At 42.0% G+C, this 17487-nt stretch carries 16 protein-coding genes; 11 read left to right on the top strand and 5 right to left on the bottom strand.

The window, feature by feature from the left end; all coding sequences use genetic code 11:
* Window positions 1-59: 59 nt before the first annotated feature.
* From ruvA to HMPREF9449_RS06445, 4 genes are all read left to right on the top strand, one after another.
* The gene (gene ruvA / locus HMPREF9449_RS06460; RefSeq protein ID WP_009136445.1) at window positions 60-638 is read left to right on the top strand and encodes a Holliday junction branch migration protein RuvA; all 579 of its coding nucleotides are present in this window, start codon (window positions 60-62) and stop codon (window positions 636-638) included.
* 73 nt (window positions 639-711) lie between these two features.
* Entirely contained in the window at window positions 712-1347 is a 636-nt protein-coding gene (locus HMPREF9449_RS06455) for an MBL fold metallo-hydrolase (protein WP_009136444.1), read from the top strand.
* A gap of 74 nt (window positions 1348-1421) precedes the next feature.
* The gene (locus tag HMPREF9449_RS06450; RefSeq protein ID WP_009136443.1) at window positions 1422-2105 is read left to right on the top strand and encodes a 5'-methylthioadenosine/adenosylhomocysteine nucleosidase; all 684 of its coding nucleotides are present in this window, start codon (window positions 1422-1424) and stop codon (window positions 2103-2105) included.
* 56 nt (window positions 2106-2161) lie between these two features.
* A complete protein-coding gene (locus HMPREF9449_RS06445; protein ID WP_009136442.1) occupies window positions 2162-2641 on the top strand; it encodes an S-ribosylhomocysteine lyase in 480 nt (159 codons plus the stop codon).
* Between the two features lie 141 nt (window positions 2642-2782).
* Here HMPREF9449_RS06445 and HMPREF9449_RS06440 read toward each other — a convergent pair whose 3' ends face one another.
* Window positions 2783-2998, bottom strand: a complete 216-nt coding sequence (locus tag HMPREF9449_RS06440; RefSeq protein ID WP_009136441.1) for a hypothetical protein — start codon at window positions 2996-2998, stop codon at window positions 2783-2785.
* Between the two features lie 256 nt (window positions 2999-3254).
* On the opposite strand from HMPREF9449_RS06440, the gene HMPREF9449_RS06435 reads away from it, so the two are divergent.
* Together HMPREF9449_RS06435 and ubiE are read left to right on the top strand one after the other, a co-directional pair.
* A complete protein-coding gene (locus HMPREF9449_RS06435; protein WP_009136440.1) occupies window positions 3255-3551 on the top strand; it encodes a DUF3276 family protein in 297 nt (98 codons plus the stop codon).
* Between the two features lie 61 nt (window positions 3552-3612).
* Entirely contained in the window at window positions 3613-4305 is a 693-nt protein-coding gene (gene ubiE / locus HMPREF9449_RS06430) for a bifunctional demethylmenaquinone methyltransferase/2-methoxy-6-polyprenyl-1,4-benzoquinol methylase UbiE (RefSeq protein WP_009136439.1), read from the top strand.
* Between the two features lie 27 nt (window positions 4306-4332).
* On the opposite strand, the gene menA is transcribed toward ubiE, so the two are convergent.
* The 4 genes from menA to rsmA form a co-directional block, all read right to left on the bottom strand.
* Window positions 4333-5229, bottom strand: a complete 897-nt coding sequence (gene menA, locus HMPREF9449_RS06425; protein WP_009136438.1) for a 1,4-dihydroxy-2-naphthoate octaprenyltransferase — start codon at window positions 5227-5229, stop codon at window positions 4333-4335.
* A 51-nt stretch (window positions 5230-5280) separates the two neighbouring features.
* Entirely contained in the window at window positions 5281-6570 is a 1290-nt protein-coding gene (locus HMPREF9449_RS06420; protein ID WP_009136437.1) for an arginine deiminase, read from the bottom strand.
* Between the two features lie 228 nt (window positions 6571-6798).
* On the bottom strand, window positions 6799-8163 hold the full coding sequence (gene mgtE / locus HMPREF9449_RS06415; RefSeq protein ID WP_009136436.1) for a magnesium transporter: 1365 nt from the start codon (window positions 8161-8163) through the stop codon (window positions 6799-6801).
* A gap of 24 nt (window positions 8164-8187) precedes the next feature.
* Window positions 8188-8964 carry a 16S rRNA (adenine(1518)-N(6)/adenine(1519)-N(6))-dimethyltransferase RsmA gene (rsmA, locus tag HMPREF9449_RS06410; protein WP_040611242.1) on the bottom strand — a complete coding sequence of 259 codons (777 nt, stop codon included), beginning with the start codon at window positions 8962-8964 and terminating at the stop codon, window positions 8188-8190.
* A gap of 162 nt (window positions 8965-9126) precedes the next feature.
* On the opposite strand from rsmA, the gene HMPREF9449_RS06405 reads away from it, so the two are divergent.
* The 5 genes from HMPREF9449_RS06405 (at window position 9127) to rho (ending at window position 17132) form a co-directional block, all read left to right on the top strand.
* A complete protein-coding gene (locus HMPREF9449_RS06405) occupies window positions 9127-10149 on the top strand; it encodes a lysylphosphatidylglycerol synthase transmembrane domain-containing protein (RefSeq protein ID WP_009136434.1) in 1023 nt (340 codons plus the stop codon).
* A gap of 37 nt (window positions 10150-10186) precedes the next feature.
* Entirely contained in the window at window positions 10187-10840 is a 654-nt protein-coding gene (gene rsmG / locus HMPREF9449_RS06400) for a 16S rRNA (guanine(527)-N(7))-methyltransferase RsmG (RefSeq protein WP_009136433.1), read from the top strand.
* A gap of 297 nt (window positions 10841-11137) precedes the next feature.
* Entirely contained in the window at window positions 11138-13414 is a 2277-nt protein-coding gene (locus HMPREF9449_RS06395) for a GH92 family glycosyl hydrolase (RefSeq protein WP_009136432.1), read from the top strand.
* 72 nt (window positions 13415-13486) lie between these two features.
* Entirely contained in the window at window positions 13487-14950 is a 1464-nt protein-coding gene (locus HMPREF9449_RS06390) for a glycoside hydrolase family 125 protein (RefSeq protein WP_009136431.1), read from the top strand.
* Between the two features lie 370 nt (window positions 14951-15320).
* Window positions 15321-17132 carry a transcription termination factor Rho gene (gene rho, locus HMPREF9449_RS06385; RefSeq protein WP_009136430.1) on the top strand — a complete coding sequence of 604 codons (1812 nt, stop codon included), beginning with the start codon at window positions 15321-15323 and terminating at the stop codon, window positions 17130-17132.
* Window positions 17133-17487 lie beyond the last annotated feature (355 nt).

The raw sequence follows: 17487 nt of genomic DNA, 5'->3' as shown, positions 1-17487 counted from the left end.
ACAGAGGAAAAGGAAGAAGAAGGGGGAGGGTTGAAGTGAGTAGGCAAAAATAAGGAAGTATGTACGAATATTTAAAAGGTTATTTGGTCGAAGCGACTCCTACTTATGCCGTCGTCGATTGCGGCGGAGTGGGATATTATGTCCATATTTCGGTAAATACTTATTCGAAGATTGCTTCCGGGAAAGAAGTGTGCCTGTATGTACATTTGATTGTCCGGGAAGATGCTCATTTGTTATATGGTTTTTATAGCCGGGAGGAGCGGACTTTATTCCGGCAATTAATTTCTGTATCGGGTATAGGGGCGAATACGGCCAGTGTTATGCTGAGCTCCATGACGACTGGGGAAATTATCAATGCTGTTCTGACAGAGAATGTGAATACGATAAAGAGTGTAAAAGGGATTGGATTGAAAACGGCTCAGCGTGTCATTATTGAATTGAAGGATAAGGTGGGAGTAGGAAGCAGTACGGAGGAATTTGTATTTACCTCGGGAACTTTAAAAGAAGAGGCTTTGGCCGCCCTTGTTATGCTGGGATTTGTGAAAAATCAGGCAGCTAAGGTGATTGATAAGATATTGGCCGGAGGAAAAGTGACCTCTGTGGAAGAATTAATTAAATTGGCACTGAAGCAACTTTAGAGAGGAGAGGAAGGTTTATTTCTAAAGATCGGGTTATTTTTGTAACTTTGTTTAAAACCAATAGCAGGGAAATATGAAAGTAAAAATATTCGTCAACAATCCGTTTCAGGAAAATACTATTTTATTATACGACGAAACCAAAGAAGCCGTTGTTATTGATTGCGGCTGTTTCGATTCGGAAGAAAGGGAGGCGTTTAAAAAGTTTGTTCGGGAAAATCAGTTACAGCTCGTTTGTTCATTAAATACGCATTTGCATATCGATCATGTGCTGGGGAATAATTTTATTCAGGACGTGTACGGGTTAGCTCCTCAGGCGAGTCAGGAGGATGATTTTTTGATTAAGAACGCGGTGCAATATGCTGCTTATCTGGGAATATCCGGAATTGCTCAGCCGCCGGTTACTTCTCATTATCTGAAAGACGGGGATACTATCAGATTCGGAAATTCGGAACTGATGGTTATAGCTGTGCCGGGGCATTCTCCGGGAGGACTTTGTTTCTACAGCGATGCAGATAAGTTGTTGATTAGCGGAGATTCTCTTTTCGCCGGCAGTATCGGACGTACAGATCTTCCGGGAGGGGATTCCCGGCAATTATTGGCAGCTATCCGGGCTAAATTGTTCGTATTGGAGGACCAAGTGAAAGTCCTTCCGGGGCATGGTCCCATGACTACGATTGGAGAAGAAAAGAGACATAATCCGTTTTTTTGATCCAACGGAAAAACTGAAATAAAATTTTCCGGATGTTTTTTATCCGGCAATCGTATCGACTAAATCGGAAAAATATGAAAATAGGTGTAATCGTGGCTATGGATGCGGAATTCAGATTGATACACGATTTATTGGAAGAAAAACGGGAGACTTGTATCGGAGACCGGGTGTTTGTGCAGGGAAGGTCGGGGACGAAAACGGTCGTTCTGGCTAAAAGTGGAATCGGGAAAGTTTGTTCTGCTTTGGGAACATTGGAGATGATCCGGAATTTTGTTCCGGATGCGGTGATTAACACGGGAGTGGCGGGAGGAATTGACCGCTGCCTGGGGGTAATGGATATTGTCGTGGGAGAGAGGACTGTATATCACGATGTCTGGTGTGGCGGAAAAAATGCTTACGGGCAGATTCAGGGGATGCCGGTTTATTACGAAGCTGATCCTCATTTATATCGTACTGCTTTAAGTGTACCGGCTCCTGTAAACCTGACAGGCGGGTTGATTTGTACGGGTGACCGGTTTATTACAGATCGGACAGAGCTGGAGGCAATTAAGAATAAATTTCCCGAAGGGTTGGCAGTAGATATGGAATCTTGCTCTATGGCCCAGGTTTGTTATTTAGAAAAAGTACCTTTTCTCAGTTTTCGGGTGATTAGTGATACACCGGGAGTGGAGAAACACGAATTGCAATATCGTCATTTTTGGACAGCAGCTCCACAGGAATCTTTTGAAGTTTTCCGGGAGTTTTTAAAGGCCCTTTAAGAATAGTGGCTGAGAACCTATCGTCATTTATAAACTATAAAAATCAGGGGATAACAATGGAAAAAATTCCGAGTTTTACAATTAACCATGAACATTTACTCCGGGGCATATACGTTTCCCGGAAAGACAATATGGGGAATCAAGTAATCACGACCTTTGATATCCGTATGAAAGAACCTAACCGGGAACCGGCTATTGGAGCGGGCGCCTTACATACAATGGAGCATCTGGCGGCTACTTTTTTACGTAATCATCCTCAATGGGGAGATCAAATCGTATATTGGGGACCTATGGGATGTGCTACCGGAAATTATTTATTGCTAAGGGGAGATTTACAGCCTCAGGATATAGAAGAATTGATGCGGGAAACATTCCGTTTTGTACGGGATTATGAAGGGGAAGTTCCCGGAGCAGCTCCGCGGGATTGTGGAAATTATTTGTTGCACGATCTACCGATGGCTAAATACGAAGCTGCAAGATACCTGGAAGAAGTGCTGGAAAAGATGGAGGAGAAAAACAGGGTTTACCCGCAATGATTGGGTAAAAATTGAAACCGGTTTTGCCGGTTATTGATAGGAGGGTAAATAAAGAAAAAGACTGCCGGAAAATATTTGCAGGCAGTCCTTTTTTATATAGATATGGAAGAGAAAAAGAGAGAATTCTTTTTGATGTTCGGTTTATTCCTCTGTTTTATTATCTACCGGTTTGTAGTTTTCACGTTCCAAAGCATCGGTGGTATTTGCGCAATGGATCCCTTTGTCTTTCAGACGTTGGTTACGGCCGATGTGTATTTCAGGAAAACGGCCTCCCTTTTTTAATAAAATACCGATACTCAAGGCGACTAAAGCTAATCCTATCAGAATAAGGACGATGATAAAAACTTTAACTAGCATTTGTTTTTCAATTTAGAGTATCTTATTCAAAATCCATTTTCACTCCGAATGCTCGGTAGTGGGTTATCTCCGACCGTTTAAGGTAGTTCTCTGAATACTGACAGTCTTTAAAAAAGGGCTTTAGAAATTTCCTTTTTACAAAAATACGGCTATTCTGGATAAGACGGAACTGTTTTTCTGAAAAAAAAACTTAAAAAAACAATATGTTTATTAGCTTTTTTCTACATTTGAATCATGAAACTTAATGAACAGTCTTATGGGAGTATATGAAAATGATGAGCTTTCCGGTAGGATGGAAGATCGGGAAGAAGTATATTCGAAAGTAGTAAAGGCCGGGAAGAGAACCTATTTCCTGGATGTAAGGGCTACCCGTAATCGGGATTATTACCTGACGATCACAGAGAGTAAGAAAAAGTATGATGATGCAGGTAACGTAAGTTATTCCAAGCATAAGCTTTTTTTATACAAAGAAGATTTTGAGAAATTTAAAGAAGGCTTGGATGAAGCGGTAAAGATAGTGAAGGAAGCTTTGGAAGGGAAATTACCCGCGTAATTTAACAGAAACGACAGGGAGACCGGATTTTTCCGTTTCTGCCCGGGTCAATTGTGAAGGCATGGCGAAAAAGGAAGCAGTAAAAGGAATTTTTAATGACATTGCTCCGAGTTACGATCGGTTGAATCACTTTTTGTCGATGAATATAGATAAAAGGTGGAGGCGTGTGGCTATAAAGCGGATTGCAGAACAAGAGAAAGGACGCTTGTTGGATGTTGCCTGTGGGACAGGAGACTTTTCGATAGCTGCCGTACGGGGCGGGGTGCAACAGGTGGTGGGGATTGACATTTCGGAAAAGATGCTGGAAATCGGACGTCGGAAAATAATGGGAATGGGGTTACAGGAAAAGATTACTTTACAATACGGGGATAGTGAGCGGATGGAATTTCCTGATCAGGATTTTGATGTGATTACCGTAGCCTTCGGAGTCCGGAATTTTGAACATTTGGAATGGGGATTAAAAGAGATGCACCGGGTTTTAAAAAAAGGTGGAAAAGTCATCATTTTGGAATTTTCTATGCCGGAGCATTTTCCGATGAAACAACTCTATCGTTTTTATTTTAAACATATTTTGCCGGTTCTCGGCGGTTGGGTGTCTGGAAATAAAGGAGCTTATACTTACTTGCCTGAATCAGTCTCCCGTTTTCCTCAAGGGAAAGAATTCTTAGAGATTTTATCCCGTTGCGGGTTTCAGCAGCCCTCGCAAAAAAAGTTGACATTTGGTATCGCCAGCTTGTATACGGCTCATAAATAAGTTTTCTAAACTCGGGAGTTAAACTTTTCAGAAAATTTGTCCGACTCCGGAAAGGAGGGCAAACAACAGCGTACTTATGGATAAAAATTTAAGTTGAGGATCCAGTGATTTCCCAGATAAAGTGAGCATTTTAGAGAGGTGTATGCTGAAAAGCGGAAGGGAGAGAAAAAACAGAAAACCTCCTATTCCGTTCGGGTGGAAAAGAGTGTAGAATGTCATGCAAATAAAAGCTCCGCAAATCAGTATACAATGATAAATTCTCGCCTTTTTTTCTCCTATTTTTACAGGGATTGTATTTTTCCCACAACGGGCATCGTTTTCCATATCCCGGATGTTGTTGACGTTTAATACAGCTGTGGTCAGAAAGCCTAGGGCCGTAGCCGGTAATAACAGCAGGATTCCGAGCGAATGCCGCATTAAAAAATAAGCTCCCAGGGTACTTAATAAACCGAAGAATAAGAATACGAATAAATCTCCTAATCCGCGATAGCCGTAAGGATTTTTCCCCATCGTGTATTTCAGTGCGGCGACGATGGCGGTTCCTCCCAGGAAGAGCATTAAAATACTTTTGTAGGTGAGTGAACGGAAAGCGATACATACTAACGTAAGTCCGGAAATGACCGAAAGCAGGGCGAAGATCCGGATCAAACGCCGATAATCACAGGTAGTCAGTACGCCGGCTTGTAAAGCCCGGATAGGACCTACCCTTTGTTCATTATCCGTCCCTTTCAAAGCATCCCCCAGATCATTGGAAATATTACTTAAAATTTGCAGGCACAAAGTGGTAAAGATGGCCAGGCAAAATACGGGGGTATTAAAAAAACCATCGCCTGCGGCCAGCATTGAACCTAATATAATGCCGGCTACAGACAAGGGAAGAGTTCTTAAACGAAAACTACGGATAGAATACTTTAATTTTTTCATCGCTCTTATTTGTGGTTGCAAAATTAAAGTAAATCCTGATGTTTTGTACGGTTACCATTCGATATTTGTCCGGTTGATGGGCATCGTCATACAACGCGCTCCCCCGCCTCCCCGCGGAAGTTCGGAACCATCTATGGTAATGACATATTTCTGATAGCGGGAAATATCGGTCGATCCGTCAATAATGTCGTTGGCTTTGATAATTTCAAAACCGGCATTATTCATCGCTTCCATGGTATAATTATTCCGGGCGTATCCCAGTACTTGTCCGGGACCTACGCAGAAGAAGTTTGCTCCGCTATGCCATTGTTCCCTTTCCTGGTTCCACTCATCGCTACCCCCGCACAACACAGGTTCCAGTTCCATTCCCAGTTTTTTCAAAGCACTCAGCAGATTTTTTTCACTCCGGATACCGAGTAATTTGCCGTTTTGAATTTTGATATGTACGGTTTGATAGCTTCCCGGATTCATGATCAGGGGTTCGAAGACCATACATTTATCGCGATCCAGCAGGGTGAATACCATATCCAGGTGAATAAAGGATTCCGGACTATGGGGCAATTGCTGAACAATAATATGCTGTGTCTTTTCGCTCTTCCGGCGGATAAACTCATACATCAGTAAGTCGATCGCCTGTGTACTTGTACGGGCTCCGTTCCCGATTACCAGAATATCTTCCCGGGCTACCAGTACATCTCCTCCTTCTATCGTTTGTATACGGGAGGTGGCTCCCGGAGTAGCAGGAAGAGACAGAGTAGACGTTTTGAATTCCGGGGTAAAATCGAAAATTGAACGCATGATCACCGACTCCCGGTCGCGGATAGCATTAGCCATGCGTCCGATCAAAACCTCATTGTTGATGCTCATAGAAGCATCACGGGTAAATAATAAATTATGCATCGGACGCATAGCGAACCAATCCTTGCTCAGGTATTTGGTCAGATTATCTTTTACCATTTCTACCCCTTCGATGAGGATACGGGATAAATTTTCCGCATCTTCTTCCATCAATTGTTCTTTCAAACTTCCTTTAGGGGCTTCTTCACCGATAAAAGGTTCGATTTTTTCAATCCGGTTCAGTACTTCCGCTTTTATCTTTTCGTCCTTCAGGATGTTGCAGAGCAAATCTTTCACTTCGAATGTCTTGGTCAGCTTTGATAAAACACCTTTGATCTGCTTATACTCCTCCCTGGCGATAGAAAGATTGATAATATCGCTATATAAAGCCCTCTCGGCATTTTCCGGCGTCATATTTTCCACTTCTTCACCAGGAGTGTGGATAATTACTCCGTTTAATTTTCCGATTTCCGATTGAACATTTACTTCAATTACTTTTTCCATATAATATTTTTGAGTTGTCTTTTAAAATCAATGCCGCAAAATTAGTGTATAATATGCTAATAACCTTATAATTACACCTTATAATTATGCAATTGACGAAAATAAATATGCACACAGAACCCCTTAGGTACGGTTATTTTAGCCGTTTGCCGGAATAATATCGAGCTTTATTATTCAAATTTAGAAGAATGTAAAAAGCATAAAACATTTCCGTCATGCTTTTATTCGTTAGAAACAGGATAAAATAGCATTTCCGGTAAGCAGATAAATATTTAGTCCGATAATGTCGTTGGTCAAGGTGATAAAAGGGCCTGTTGCCAGAGCCGGGTCGATGTGCATTTTGTTGAGCAGTAGCGGGAATGCCGTACCAAAAACCGAGGCAAATAAGATGACAATGAACAGGGAAAGCGTCACGGTAATGGGCATGGCCAGAGAATTCAGGTCGAAAAATAAAGTGAGTACAAAGATGATGGAAGAACAGATGGTGGCATTGATCAAAGCACCGCCGATTTCTTTCAGTATATTTTGGAAGCCGTTTTTCAGACTTAAAGAATTGGAAGCCAGACCTTGTACAACGATAGCGGAGGATTGTATTCCTACGTTTCCTCCCATGGCCGTGATCACGGGGATAAACATGGCTGTGACCGGAAACAGGGCGATTTCCGCTTCATAACGGGAAATCATATAAGCCGAGACCATGCCTCCGAACAGGGCGATAATCAACCAGGGGAGCCGGGCTTTGGTTTGCGACCAGATACTGTCGGAAGTTTCGACATCCTGGGTAATACCGGACATCATCTGATAGTCTTTTTCTGCTTCTTCGCGAATGACGTCCACCACATCGTCTATCGTAATCCGGCCAACCAGTCGTCCCAGCGAATCCACAACGGGAATCGCTACCAAGTCGTATTTTTGCATAATGCGGGCAACGGATTCTGCTGGTTCGTCGGTTTTGACGGAAGTGATATCCTCGTAGTACAAATTACTGATTTTAGCAGAAGTCGGAGAGAGAATCATTTTCTTCAGAGACAAACGTCCCTTGAGTTTATTATCGTCGTCTACCACATATACATTGTAAATTTCATCTATATTTTCTGCCTGCCGGCTCAATTCCCTCAGGCAGGTCAGGACGGTCCAGTTTTCATTCACCACGACAAGCTCCTTGGCCATCAGACCTCCTGCGGTATCTTCATCGTAATGCAACAGGTCGACAATATCCCCTGCCTGTTCCAGATCGTCCATATGCGACAACACCTCGTGCTGCTGCTCATCGGAGAGACTACCCACAAGATCCGCAGCATCATCCGATTCCATATTGTCGATAAATCGTTTGGCGATAATCTCCGGAGGAAAAGACGCCAGAAAGCGGTTTCGTTCTTCTTCATCGATTTCAGCTAGTACGTCACTCCCTTTTTCATTATCCAACAAAAGGAATACGAACTGTGCCCTTTCATTATTCAGTTCTTCCAGAATTTCGGCAATATCCGCCGGATGCAGGTCCTGCAACATCTCTTGTACCTGCTCCTTATTGCCGGCATCTACTAATTCTTCCAGCCGACTTAAAAATTCATGGGTTAATTCAAACTGATGCATATGAAGAACGATTAAAATTTAAAATTATATTTTTTGTTGGAATGCCCCGATTTCACTAGTCAGACGGATAAAATCCTCCACACTCAGTTGTTCCGGACGTAAACTCAGTTCATCCGACGTAAAACCGGGCGGAAGTATTTGCCGCAATGAATTCCGGAGCGTTTTCCGCCTCTGATTGAACCCGGCTTTTACTATCCGGAAAAACAAATTTTCATCGCATTCCAGATGTTCTCTCGCATTGCGGGTAAGACGTATAACAGCCGATTTCACTTTGGGAGGCGGATCGAATACTTTTTCGCTTACTGTGAACAGATATTCGATGTTGTAGAATGTCTGCAAAAAGACACTCAGTATCCCATAAGTCTTATTCCCGTGCGTCGCTGTAATTCTTTCTGCTACTTCCTTCTGTATCATACAAACGACCTGCCTGACAAGCTGGTGGTTTTCGATGATACGAAAAAAAATCTGAGAAGATATATTGTAAGGTAAATTTCCAATTACAGAAAGAGGGGCCGAATACCAAGCAGAGAGATCGGTTTTCAAGAAATCACCGAAGATAATCCTGTCGTGGTATGAGGGAAATTCGTTGTGCAGATAAGCAATGGATTCCTGGTCGATATCGATTGCTTTTACAGCGAAAATTCCCTGTTCCAGTAAATGCCGGGTTAACACACCCATACCCGGTCCTATTTCCAATACTTCAGCCGTAACAGGTAATAAACTGTCTATTATTTTGCGGGCAATATTCTGATCTTTGAGGAAATGTTGACCCAGACTTTTTTTTGCTTTTACAATGCTCATGGGACAAAAGTACATAAAATAGGTCGAAAATTGTAAAGCCCCTCAATTAATTTATATACTTTTGTGAGAGAAAAAGTATGTTCCGGATGATTCTTAAAAGGAAGCAGGAGAGGAAAAAGGCTTTCGGACAGGTCGGTTTTCCTGGATAAAAAATCAGTATTTATGTCTCTTATTTACAAACGGATTATAAAATTTTTCCTTTTTCTGGGAATAACCTCTTTTTTGTTTTGGTTGGTATACCGGGATCAGAATTGGAGTGATTTGGTAAAAGCCTTAAAGGAGGATGTCGACTATACCTGGATCTGGGTGGCTATTGGAATGGGAATATTGAGTCATATTTGCCGGGCCCTGAGGTGGCAATTGCTCACGGCTTCTATGGGCTATCGGATTCGTTTGGCAAATAGCTTTATGGGAGTCATGATCGGTTATTTTGCCAATATCGCTTTACCCCGAATGGGAGAATTTACCCGTTGCGGAGTGGTGAGTAAGTATGAGGATATACCTTTTGCAAAATTATTGGGAACCGTTGTTACAGAGCGGGTGATCGATATGTTGATATTATTGGGTTTGACTTTCGTCGTAATTTTGACTCAATTCAAACAAATCGTTTTTTTTCTGGAGGAAAATAAAGGCATAGAGGATAAATTCCTCTCTCTTTTCCATTCCGGCTGGATTTTGTTTGTATTAGCCGGTTTGCTGGCCGTTTGTTATCTGGTGTGGAGATTGCTGAGGCATTCGGCTTTTTATCAGCGCTTAAAAGGTTTTGGAAAAGGCTTGAAAGAAGGAATATTGACGATAAAAAGAGTGAGGCACAAGGGATTATTTATCTTTTATTCTCTTTTTATCTGGTTGCTTTATTATCTTATGTTTTATGTCTGTTTTTTTTGTTTTGAATTTACTTCCGGTTTAGGGCCTTTGGTGGCTTTAACGATATTTGTGTTGAGCAGTTATGGTATGGTAGCGCCGGTGCAGGGAGGGATCGGAGCCTGGCATTTTATGGTAATTGCCGCTTTGTTGATTTATCTTCCTCATACGCCAGGAGTGGAGAGTATGAGTAAAACATTTGCCCTGTTGACGCACGGAACGATGACTTTACTCTATATTGTGGTTGGAGCCTTGTGTTTGTTGGTGATGCCGCTATACAATGCCGACTCCAGAAAGAAAGCTCCTAAAAAGCAGAGATAAAAAACGACCGGACAAGAGAATAAAATAAATCATAATCATGGAATTTGAGATTATTGGTAAATATTTTCCTGAACTTACAACAGAACAACGAGAGCAATTTGCACGATTAGGCCCTCTATACCGAGAATGGAATGAAAAGATAAATGTCATTTCCCGGAAAGATATAGAGGATTTATATGTTCATCATGTATTGCATTCCCTGGCGATTGCAAAAGTGATGCGCTTTTCTCCCGGAAGCCGGGTGATGGACGTAGGGACAGGAGGAGGATTTCCCGGTATACCCTTGGCAATATTATTTTCCGATACGCAGTTCTATCTGGTAGATTCGATCGGTAAAAAAATAAAAGTTGTAGAAGAAGTGGTAAAAGCCTTGGGATTGAAAAATGTGAGGGCTGAACAAAAGCGGGTGGAAAATGTAACGGAAAAATTTGATTTTATCGTCAGTCGGGCCGTGACCGCCTTCCCGGCTTTCGTCGCTTTGGTAAAGGATAAACTGGCCCGGTCGGACCGGAATACTTTACCCAATGGAATTTTATACCTGAAGGGAGGCGATTTTGAAGAAGAAATCCGACCTTTTGCTTCGGATTTAAGAATCTATCCGGTTTCTGACTTCTTTGAGGAAGATTTCTTTGAAACCAAAAAAGTAATTTTCTTACATCCCACTACTTTCGGCGACAGCGGTAGGTGTTGATTCTGTATTTGATCTCGTCCTGATGTTTGAATATCCGAAAAGTTTAATTGCCACAAGGTAAAATGGTCTCTTGTGTCGGGACGGAAATGCAGTTGACATTTCCGGAAGAAATAGGTCTTTGGTTTTTGATTATTTTATGAGACAAGGCTGTAAAAGGTTTTAAAGTATAAAGATAAAAAGGGAAGATAAAATTTGGAGGTTTCGGAAGAGGGCGTTATCTTCACGAATCGATAAAAACGTTTATAAATGTAAATTTTTAAGCGTTTTCTAAAAAAGTATGTGATAATCTTCAAGTAAATGAGAAAACAATTTATTTTACTTTTAGTACTGGCTTGTTGGGGGGCTGGTACGTGGGGAGCTGTCCCGCACGAAAAAAAGTATGCGGATTATGTAAATCCTTTAATGGGTACACTTTCTGAAATTCAGTTGTCTACAGGCAATACTTATCCGGCAATCGCCCGTCCCTGGGGAATGAATTTCTGGATGCCCCAGACCGGTAAAATGGGAAATGGATGGGCGTATGTATACGATCATTATCGCTTAAGAGGATTTAAACAAACTCATCAGCCCAGTCCCTGGATTAATGATTACGGTCAGTTTTCAATTATGCCCGTCGTGGGAAATAAAATTACAGAGGAAGAACGGGCCAGCTGGTTTTCTCATAAGGCGGAAATCGCTAAACCCTATTATTATAGCGTTTACCTGGCAGAACACGATATTCTAACGGAAATTACTCCTACGGAGCGGGCTGCCTTTTTTCGGATGACTTTTCCGGAATCCGACGAAAGCCGGATTGTGATAGATGCGTTTGACCGGGGATCCTATATTCGTATTCTTCCCGAAGAAAATAAAATAATAGGTTATACTACCCGCAATAGTGGAGGGGTACCTCAGAATTTTAAAAATTATTTTGTCATTTTATTGGATAAGCCTTTGGAATATTATGCTGTATGGAAGGATGGCAAGCTTTGTGAAGGGAAGGAATTGACAGATAATCATGTCGGGGCAATTATCGGATTTAAAACCCGTCGGGGCGAAAAAATACATGCCCGGGTGGCTTCTTCCTTTATTGGTTTTGAACAGGCGGAACGTAATCTGGAGGAATTGGGAGAGCTGGATTTTGATGGGGTAAAAGCAGAAGGAGAAAAAGTGTGGAACAAAGTGTTGGGCGTTTTTGAAATCGAGGCAGATTTGGATCAGATGCGTACGTTTTATTCCTGTTTATACCGGTCGGTTTTGTTCCCGCGCATGTTTTACGAATACGGGGCGGACGGGAAGCCTATCCATTACAGCCCTTATAACGGAAAAATATTACCGGGCTATCTGTTTACAGATACCGGTTTTTGGGATACCTTCCGTTGTCTTTTCCCTTTGTTGAATTTTGCTTATCCGGCTATGAATGCTAAGATTCAAGAGGGTTTATTAAATACTTATAAGGAAAGCGGTTTCCTTCCAGAATGGGCTTCTCCCGGACATAGAGGATGTATGGTCGGGAATAATTCCGCTTCTGTGGTATCCGATGCCATCTTAAAAGACATTACTCCCCGGGAATATCATTTACCTCTGTATGAAGCTATGCTGGCTACCGCTAACAGTTGCCATCCTAAAATAAAATCTACTGGCCGTTATGGTTACGAATATTACAATAAACTGGGATATGTTCCTTATAATGTAGGAATAAAAGAGAGTGCTGCCCGTACATTGGAATATGCTTATGACGATTGGTGCATTGCTCAGGTCGGGAAAAAATTGGGACGTCCACAGGCGGAAATAGACCTATACTTAAAACGAAGTCAGAACTATCGTCATCTTTTTGATCCGGAACACAATTTGATGCGGGGGAAAAATGAAGATGGTACTTTTCAGTCTCCTTTCAATCCGCTGAAGTGGGGAGATGCTTTTACAGAAGGAAATAGCTGGCATTATACCTGGAGTGTTTTCCACGATGTGCAAGGATTGATCCGTTTGATGGGAGGAAATCAGAATTTTGTGGGAATGTTGGACTCCGTCTTTCAAGTTCCTCCTCTCTTTGATGACAGTTATTATGGAGGAGTGATCCACGAAATTCGGGAAATGCAGATTATGAACATGGGAAATTATGCTCACGGGAATCAGCCGATTCAACATATGATTTATTTGTATAATTATGCAGGGGAACCTTGGAAAGCCCAGTACTGGCTGCGTCAGACCATGGATCGAATGTATCGTCCTACTCCGGATGGATATTGCGGGGATGAGGATAATGGACAGACTTCTGCCTGGTATGTGTTTTCCAGTTTGGGGTTTTATCCAGTCTGTCCGGGGAGCGATCAGTATGTATTGGGATCGCCCTTGATACGGAAGGCCCGGATTCATTTGGAAAATGGGAAGGAAATTGTGATAACGGCTTCGGATAATAGAGCAGATACGCCTTATGTCAAAGAGTTGAAATTGAATGGAAAGACTTATGGAAAAAATTATTTGAGGTACGGAGATTTACAGAAAGGAGCAGTATTGAATTTCCGTATGGATAATAAACCGGATCGGAAAAGGGGCATAGGGATACAGGCATATCCCTATTCTTACAGTGAATAAATAGTTAAAAACAGTTTGATCGGAGAGAAGGCAGTCGTTTTCTAAGGTTGTCTGAACAAAGAAAAATAGAGTATGGTTACAAGACGGGATTTTATCAAGCAAGGGGGAATGGCTCTTGCTGCCACTGCTTTGGCTGCTACACCTCTGGGGCGTTTGATGGGAAAAGGGGCTCTGCTGGAGGCAGAAGAGATTTCTGTAAAAAATTTTGAGACCCAACGGGTAGCTGCCGGAGAGCGGCATTTCACCTCAGAAGCCGTAGAAGAGACGATTTCGGAGGTAAAAAAGCAGTTGAAAGATCCGAAGCTGAGCTGGATGTTTGAAAATTGTTTCCCGAATACCTTGGATACCACTGTCGATTTTAAGATGGTAGACGGAAAGCCCGATACTTTTGTGATTACGGGGGATATAAATGCGATGTGGCTGCGGGATTCCGGGGCGCAGGTATGGCCTTATTTACCCTTGTGTAAAAAAGATGACTCTTTGCGTCTCTTAATAGCCGGTGTTATCCGGCGACAGACTCAATGTATCTTGTTGGATCGTTATGCAAACAGTTTTACGCATGGAAGTGAATCCAGTGAATGGGCTTCGGACCGGACAGAAATGAAGCCTTATATACACGAGCGGAAATGGGAGATAGATTCCCTTTGTTATCCGGTGCGCCTGGCTTATCAGTATTGGAAGACGACGGCAGATACGACCGTATTTGACGGGGATTGGGAAAAGGCAATGACTCTTATTGTACAGACATTTAAGGAGCAACAACGAAAGGTTGACCGAGGACCCTATAAATTTCAGCGGAAGACAGAACGGCAATTGGATACTTTAAGTAATGACGGATGGGGAAATCCCGTCAACCCGGTGGGTTTAATTGTTTCCTGCTTCCGGCCTTCGGACGATGCTACTACTTTCGGTTTTCTTATTCCTTCTAATTTATTTGCCGTACTGGCTTTGCGACAAATGGCAGAAATAGTGGAGAAAGTAAGGAATAACCGTCAGTTGGCTACTGACTGCCGGCTGTTAAGTAAAGAGGTATACTCGGCTGTTCAGCGTTATGCCGTTGTCCGGCATCCGAAATATGGAAAAGTATATGCTTTTGAAACCGATGGATTCGGAAATTATTATTTTATGGATGATGCGAATGTCCCTAGTTTGTTGGCGATGCCCTACTTGGGAACCGTATCCCTGAAAGATCCCATATATCAAAATACTCGTCGTATGGTTTGGAGTAAGGATAATCCTTATTTTTTTCGCGGAACGGCGGGAGAAGGAATCGGAGGTCCTCATATCGGATACGATATGATTTGGCCTATGAGCATTATTATGAGGGCGATGACGAGTTGTGAAGACGACGAAATCCGGAAATGTATAAAAATGTTGCGGAATACAGACGGGGATACCGGTTTTATGCATGAATCGTTTCACAAAGATAATCCGGAAAAATTTACCCGCCATTGGTTTGCCTGGGCCAATACCTTGTTCGGAGAGCTTATCTTAAAATTAATCGAAATAAAAAAAATAGCTCTTTTAAATGAATGATGTTTGGCAAGTGCAATAGCCGGATACGAAAAATATTCGAAAGAGACAGGTCGTTATAAAAAGTTTTTCAAAAAGAGACACATGGTTTGTCAAGCAAGTTTGACAAAGACATTCTGACTTTTGCGGGGAGAACTTTCGTGCTGATAAAAAGAGAATTCGTTAGGAACTTTAGTTCGATTATAAAATATTGGCTAATTCCGAAAGAAAGCATAAATTCAGTGATAAAGCATTTTTAAACTTTTAAAAGTGAGAAATGATATTAACAATTTTGTTATAAAAATTTTTATTCTTAATTTTGTACCATATTCATTTCCATCTGGTTCATGCCAGGTGATATTTCTACAAAATTAAATACCCATTAAATCGTTATATGTACGACATTTTAGAATTGAATGACAAATTGCTGACCGAGTTGCGGCAAATTGCGAAGGAATTGAACATTAAGCGTATAGAAGCTTATAAAAAGCAAGAACTTATTTATAAAATTTTGGATCAGCAAGCAATTGCGGCGGCTGAGATACGTCCTGCTGCCACAGAGTCAACAGCTAAGCAACCGGAAGGAGCTGGGAAGAGAGGACGTAAACCTCGGGTTCGTGTCGTACGTTCAGTAGAGAAGGTGGGAGATTCCAAAGGTGGAGTACCTAAATTTGCTAAGCGGGAAGACGTGAAACGGGAAGAAGTCCGTCCGGAGCAACCACTTGCTGTGGCTGAAGAGACAGTTCAGGCCGAACGTCCGCAGGAACGCAAGGAACAAAAACGTCCTCGTTATCAAGAACGTCCCGTCAAGGAGAAGAATGTACATTTTTCCCATAGGGATATCCTAGAAAAAGATTTGGATTTTGGGGAAATGGAACCGGAGGAAGAATATGGAAAAAATGATTACGATTATCCCTCTGACGCAGAAAATATACAACCGGAAGTTCCGATGCAGGTGGAGACAGGTGAAGAACAGGAGGAAGAACGTAAAGAAAAAGAAAGCGGAAATACCAATAACGGCAACGGAAATGCTTATACTAATCCCGGGAAAATGAAGTTTGACAAAAGGGATAAATATTATGAGTTTGAAGGAATTATTAATAATGCGGGCGTATTGGAGATCATGCCGGACGGATACGGTTTCTTGCGTTCTTCAGATTATAATTACCTGAATTCTCCGGATGATATATATGTTTCTCAGAGTCAGATCAAGCTTTTCGGTTTGCAGACCGGGGATACAGTAGAAGGTACGGTGCGTCCTCCGAAAGAAGGAGAGAAATATTTTCCTTTAATCAAGGTGGAAAAAATCAATGGCAAATCGCCGGAGGCCGTGCGGGATCGTATCCCTTTCGATCATTTGGTGCCGCTTTTCCCGAATGAAAAGTTCAATATTACAGGAAATGGAAAGGCTACCATTTCTACCCGCGTAGTAGATATGTTTGCCCCTATCGGAAAGGGACAGAGAGGATTGATTGTGGCTCAGCCCAAAACCGGTAAGACGGTATTATTGAAAGAGATTGCCAATGCTATTGCAGCTAATCATCCGGAAGTGTTCCTGATTATATTATTGATAGATGAACGTCCGGAAGAAGTTACTGATATGGCTCGCAGTGTGAATGCCGAGGTTATTTCTTCTACTTTTGACGAACCGGCAGAACGGCATGTAAAGGTGGCCAATATTGTATTGGAAAAAGCGAAACGTATGGTTGAATGTGGGCATGATGTAGTGATATTGCTGGATTCAATAACCCGTTTAGCCCGGGCTTATAATACGGTTTCTCCGGCTTCCGGAAAAGTGCTTTCCGGTGGAGTGGATGCCAATGCCTTGCATAAACCGAAACGGTTCTTCGGAGCAGCCCGGAATATAGAAGACGGTGGTTCTTTGACTATTTTGGCTACGGCACTGACAGAAACCGGTTCTAAGATGGATGATGTAATCTTTGAAGAATTTAAGGGCACAGGAAATATGGAATTACAGCTTGACCGTAAATTGTCGAATAAGCGGATTTATCCGGCTGTCGATATTACAGCTTCCAGTACCCGCCGTGAGGATTTGTTGTTGGATGCCAATGTCTTAAACCGGATTTGGATACTCCGGAATTACCTGACCGATATGAATTCTATAGAAGCGATGGAATTTGTAAAAGATCGGCTTGAAAAGACAAAATCCAATGAAGAGTTCCTCATCTCTATGAACGACCAATAGAGGAGATCCTATAAAGAAGAGACTCAGATTTTAGTTAATGGCATTTCATGCCGGATTAAAGCTCGTCCGACGATTCGCTGATGAAAGAATTTCCGTTTTGATGGAAAAATTTATCGGAAATTTTAGTTCCGATAAACGGCGTCGGAGAGAAGCATTAATTTGAATTTAATTGAAATCTGGGTTTTTTCTTTTTTGTTGGGGAAAAGATAAATCAGAGTTTTGAGAGAAACTGAAAGGAAAGGTAAGAGTGGTTTGAAACTTTAGGCAAAGGGGGCGCTTTTGAGGGGTTAGGGTAAAAAACGTCCGTAAATACAGATATCCGTAGGTGGAATATTTATTTTTTATGAATAACGTC

This window comes from Odoribacter laneus YIT 12061, from assembly GCF_000243215.1.
GTDB classification, from domain to species: domain Bacteria; phylum Bacteroidota; class Bacteroidia; order Bacteroidales; family Marinifilaceae; genus Culturomica; species Culturomica lanea.
This window is presented reverse-complemented; position numbering and strand designations above follow the sequence as displayed.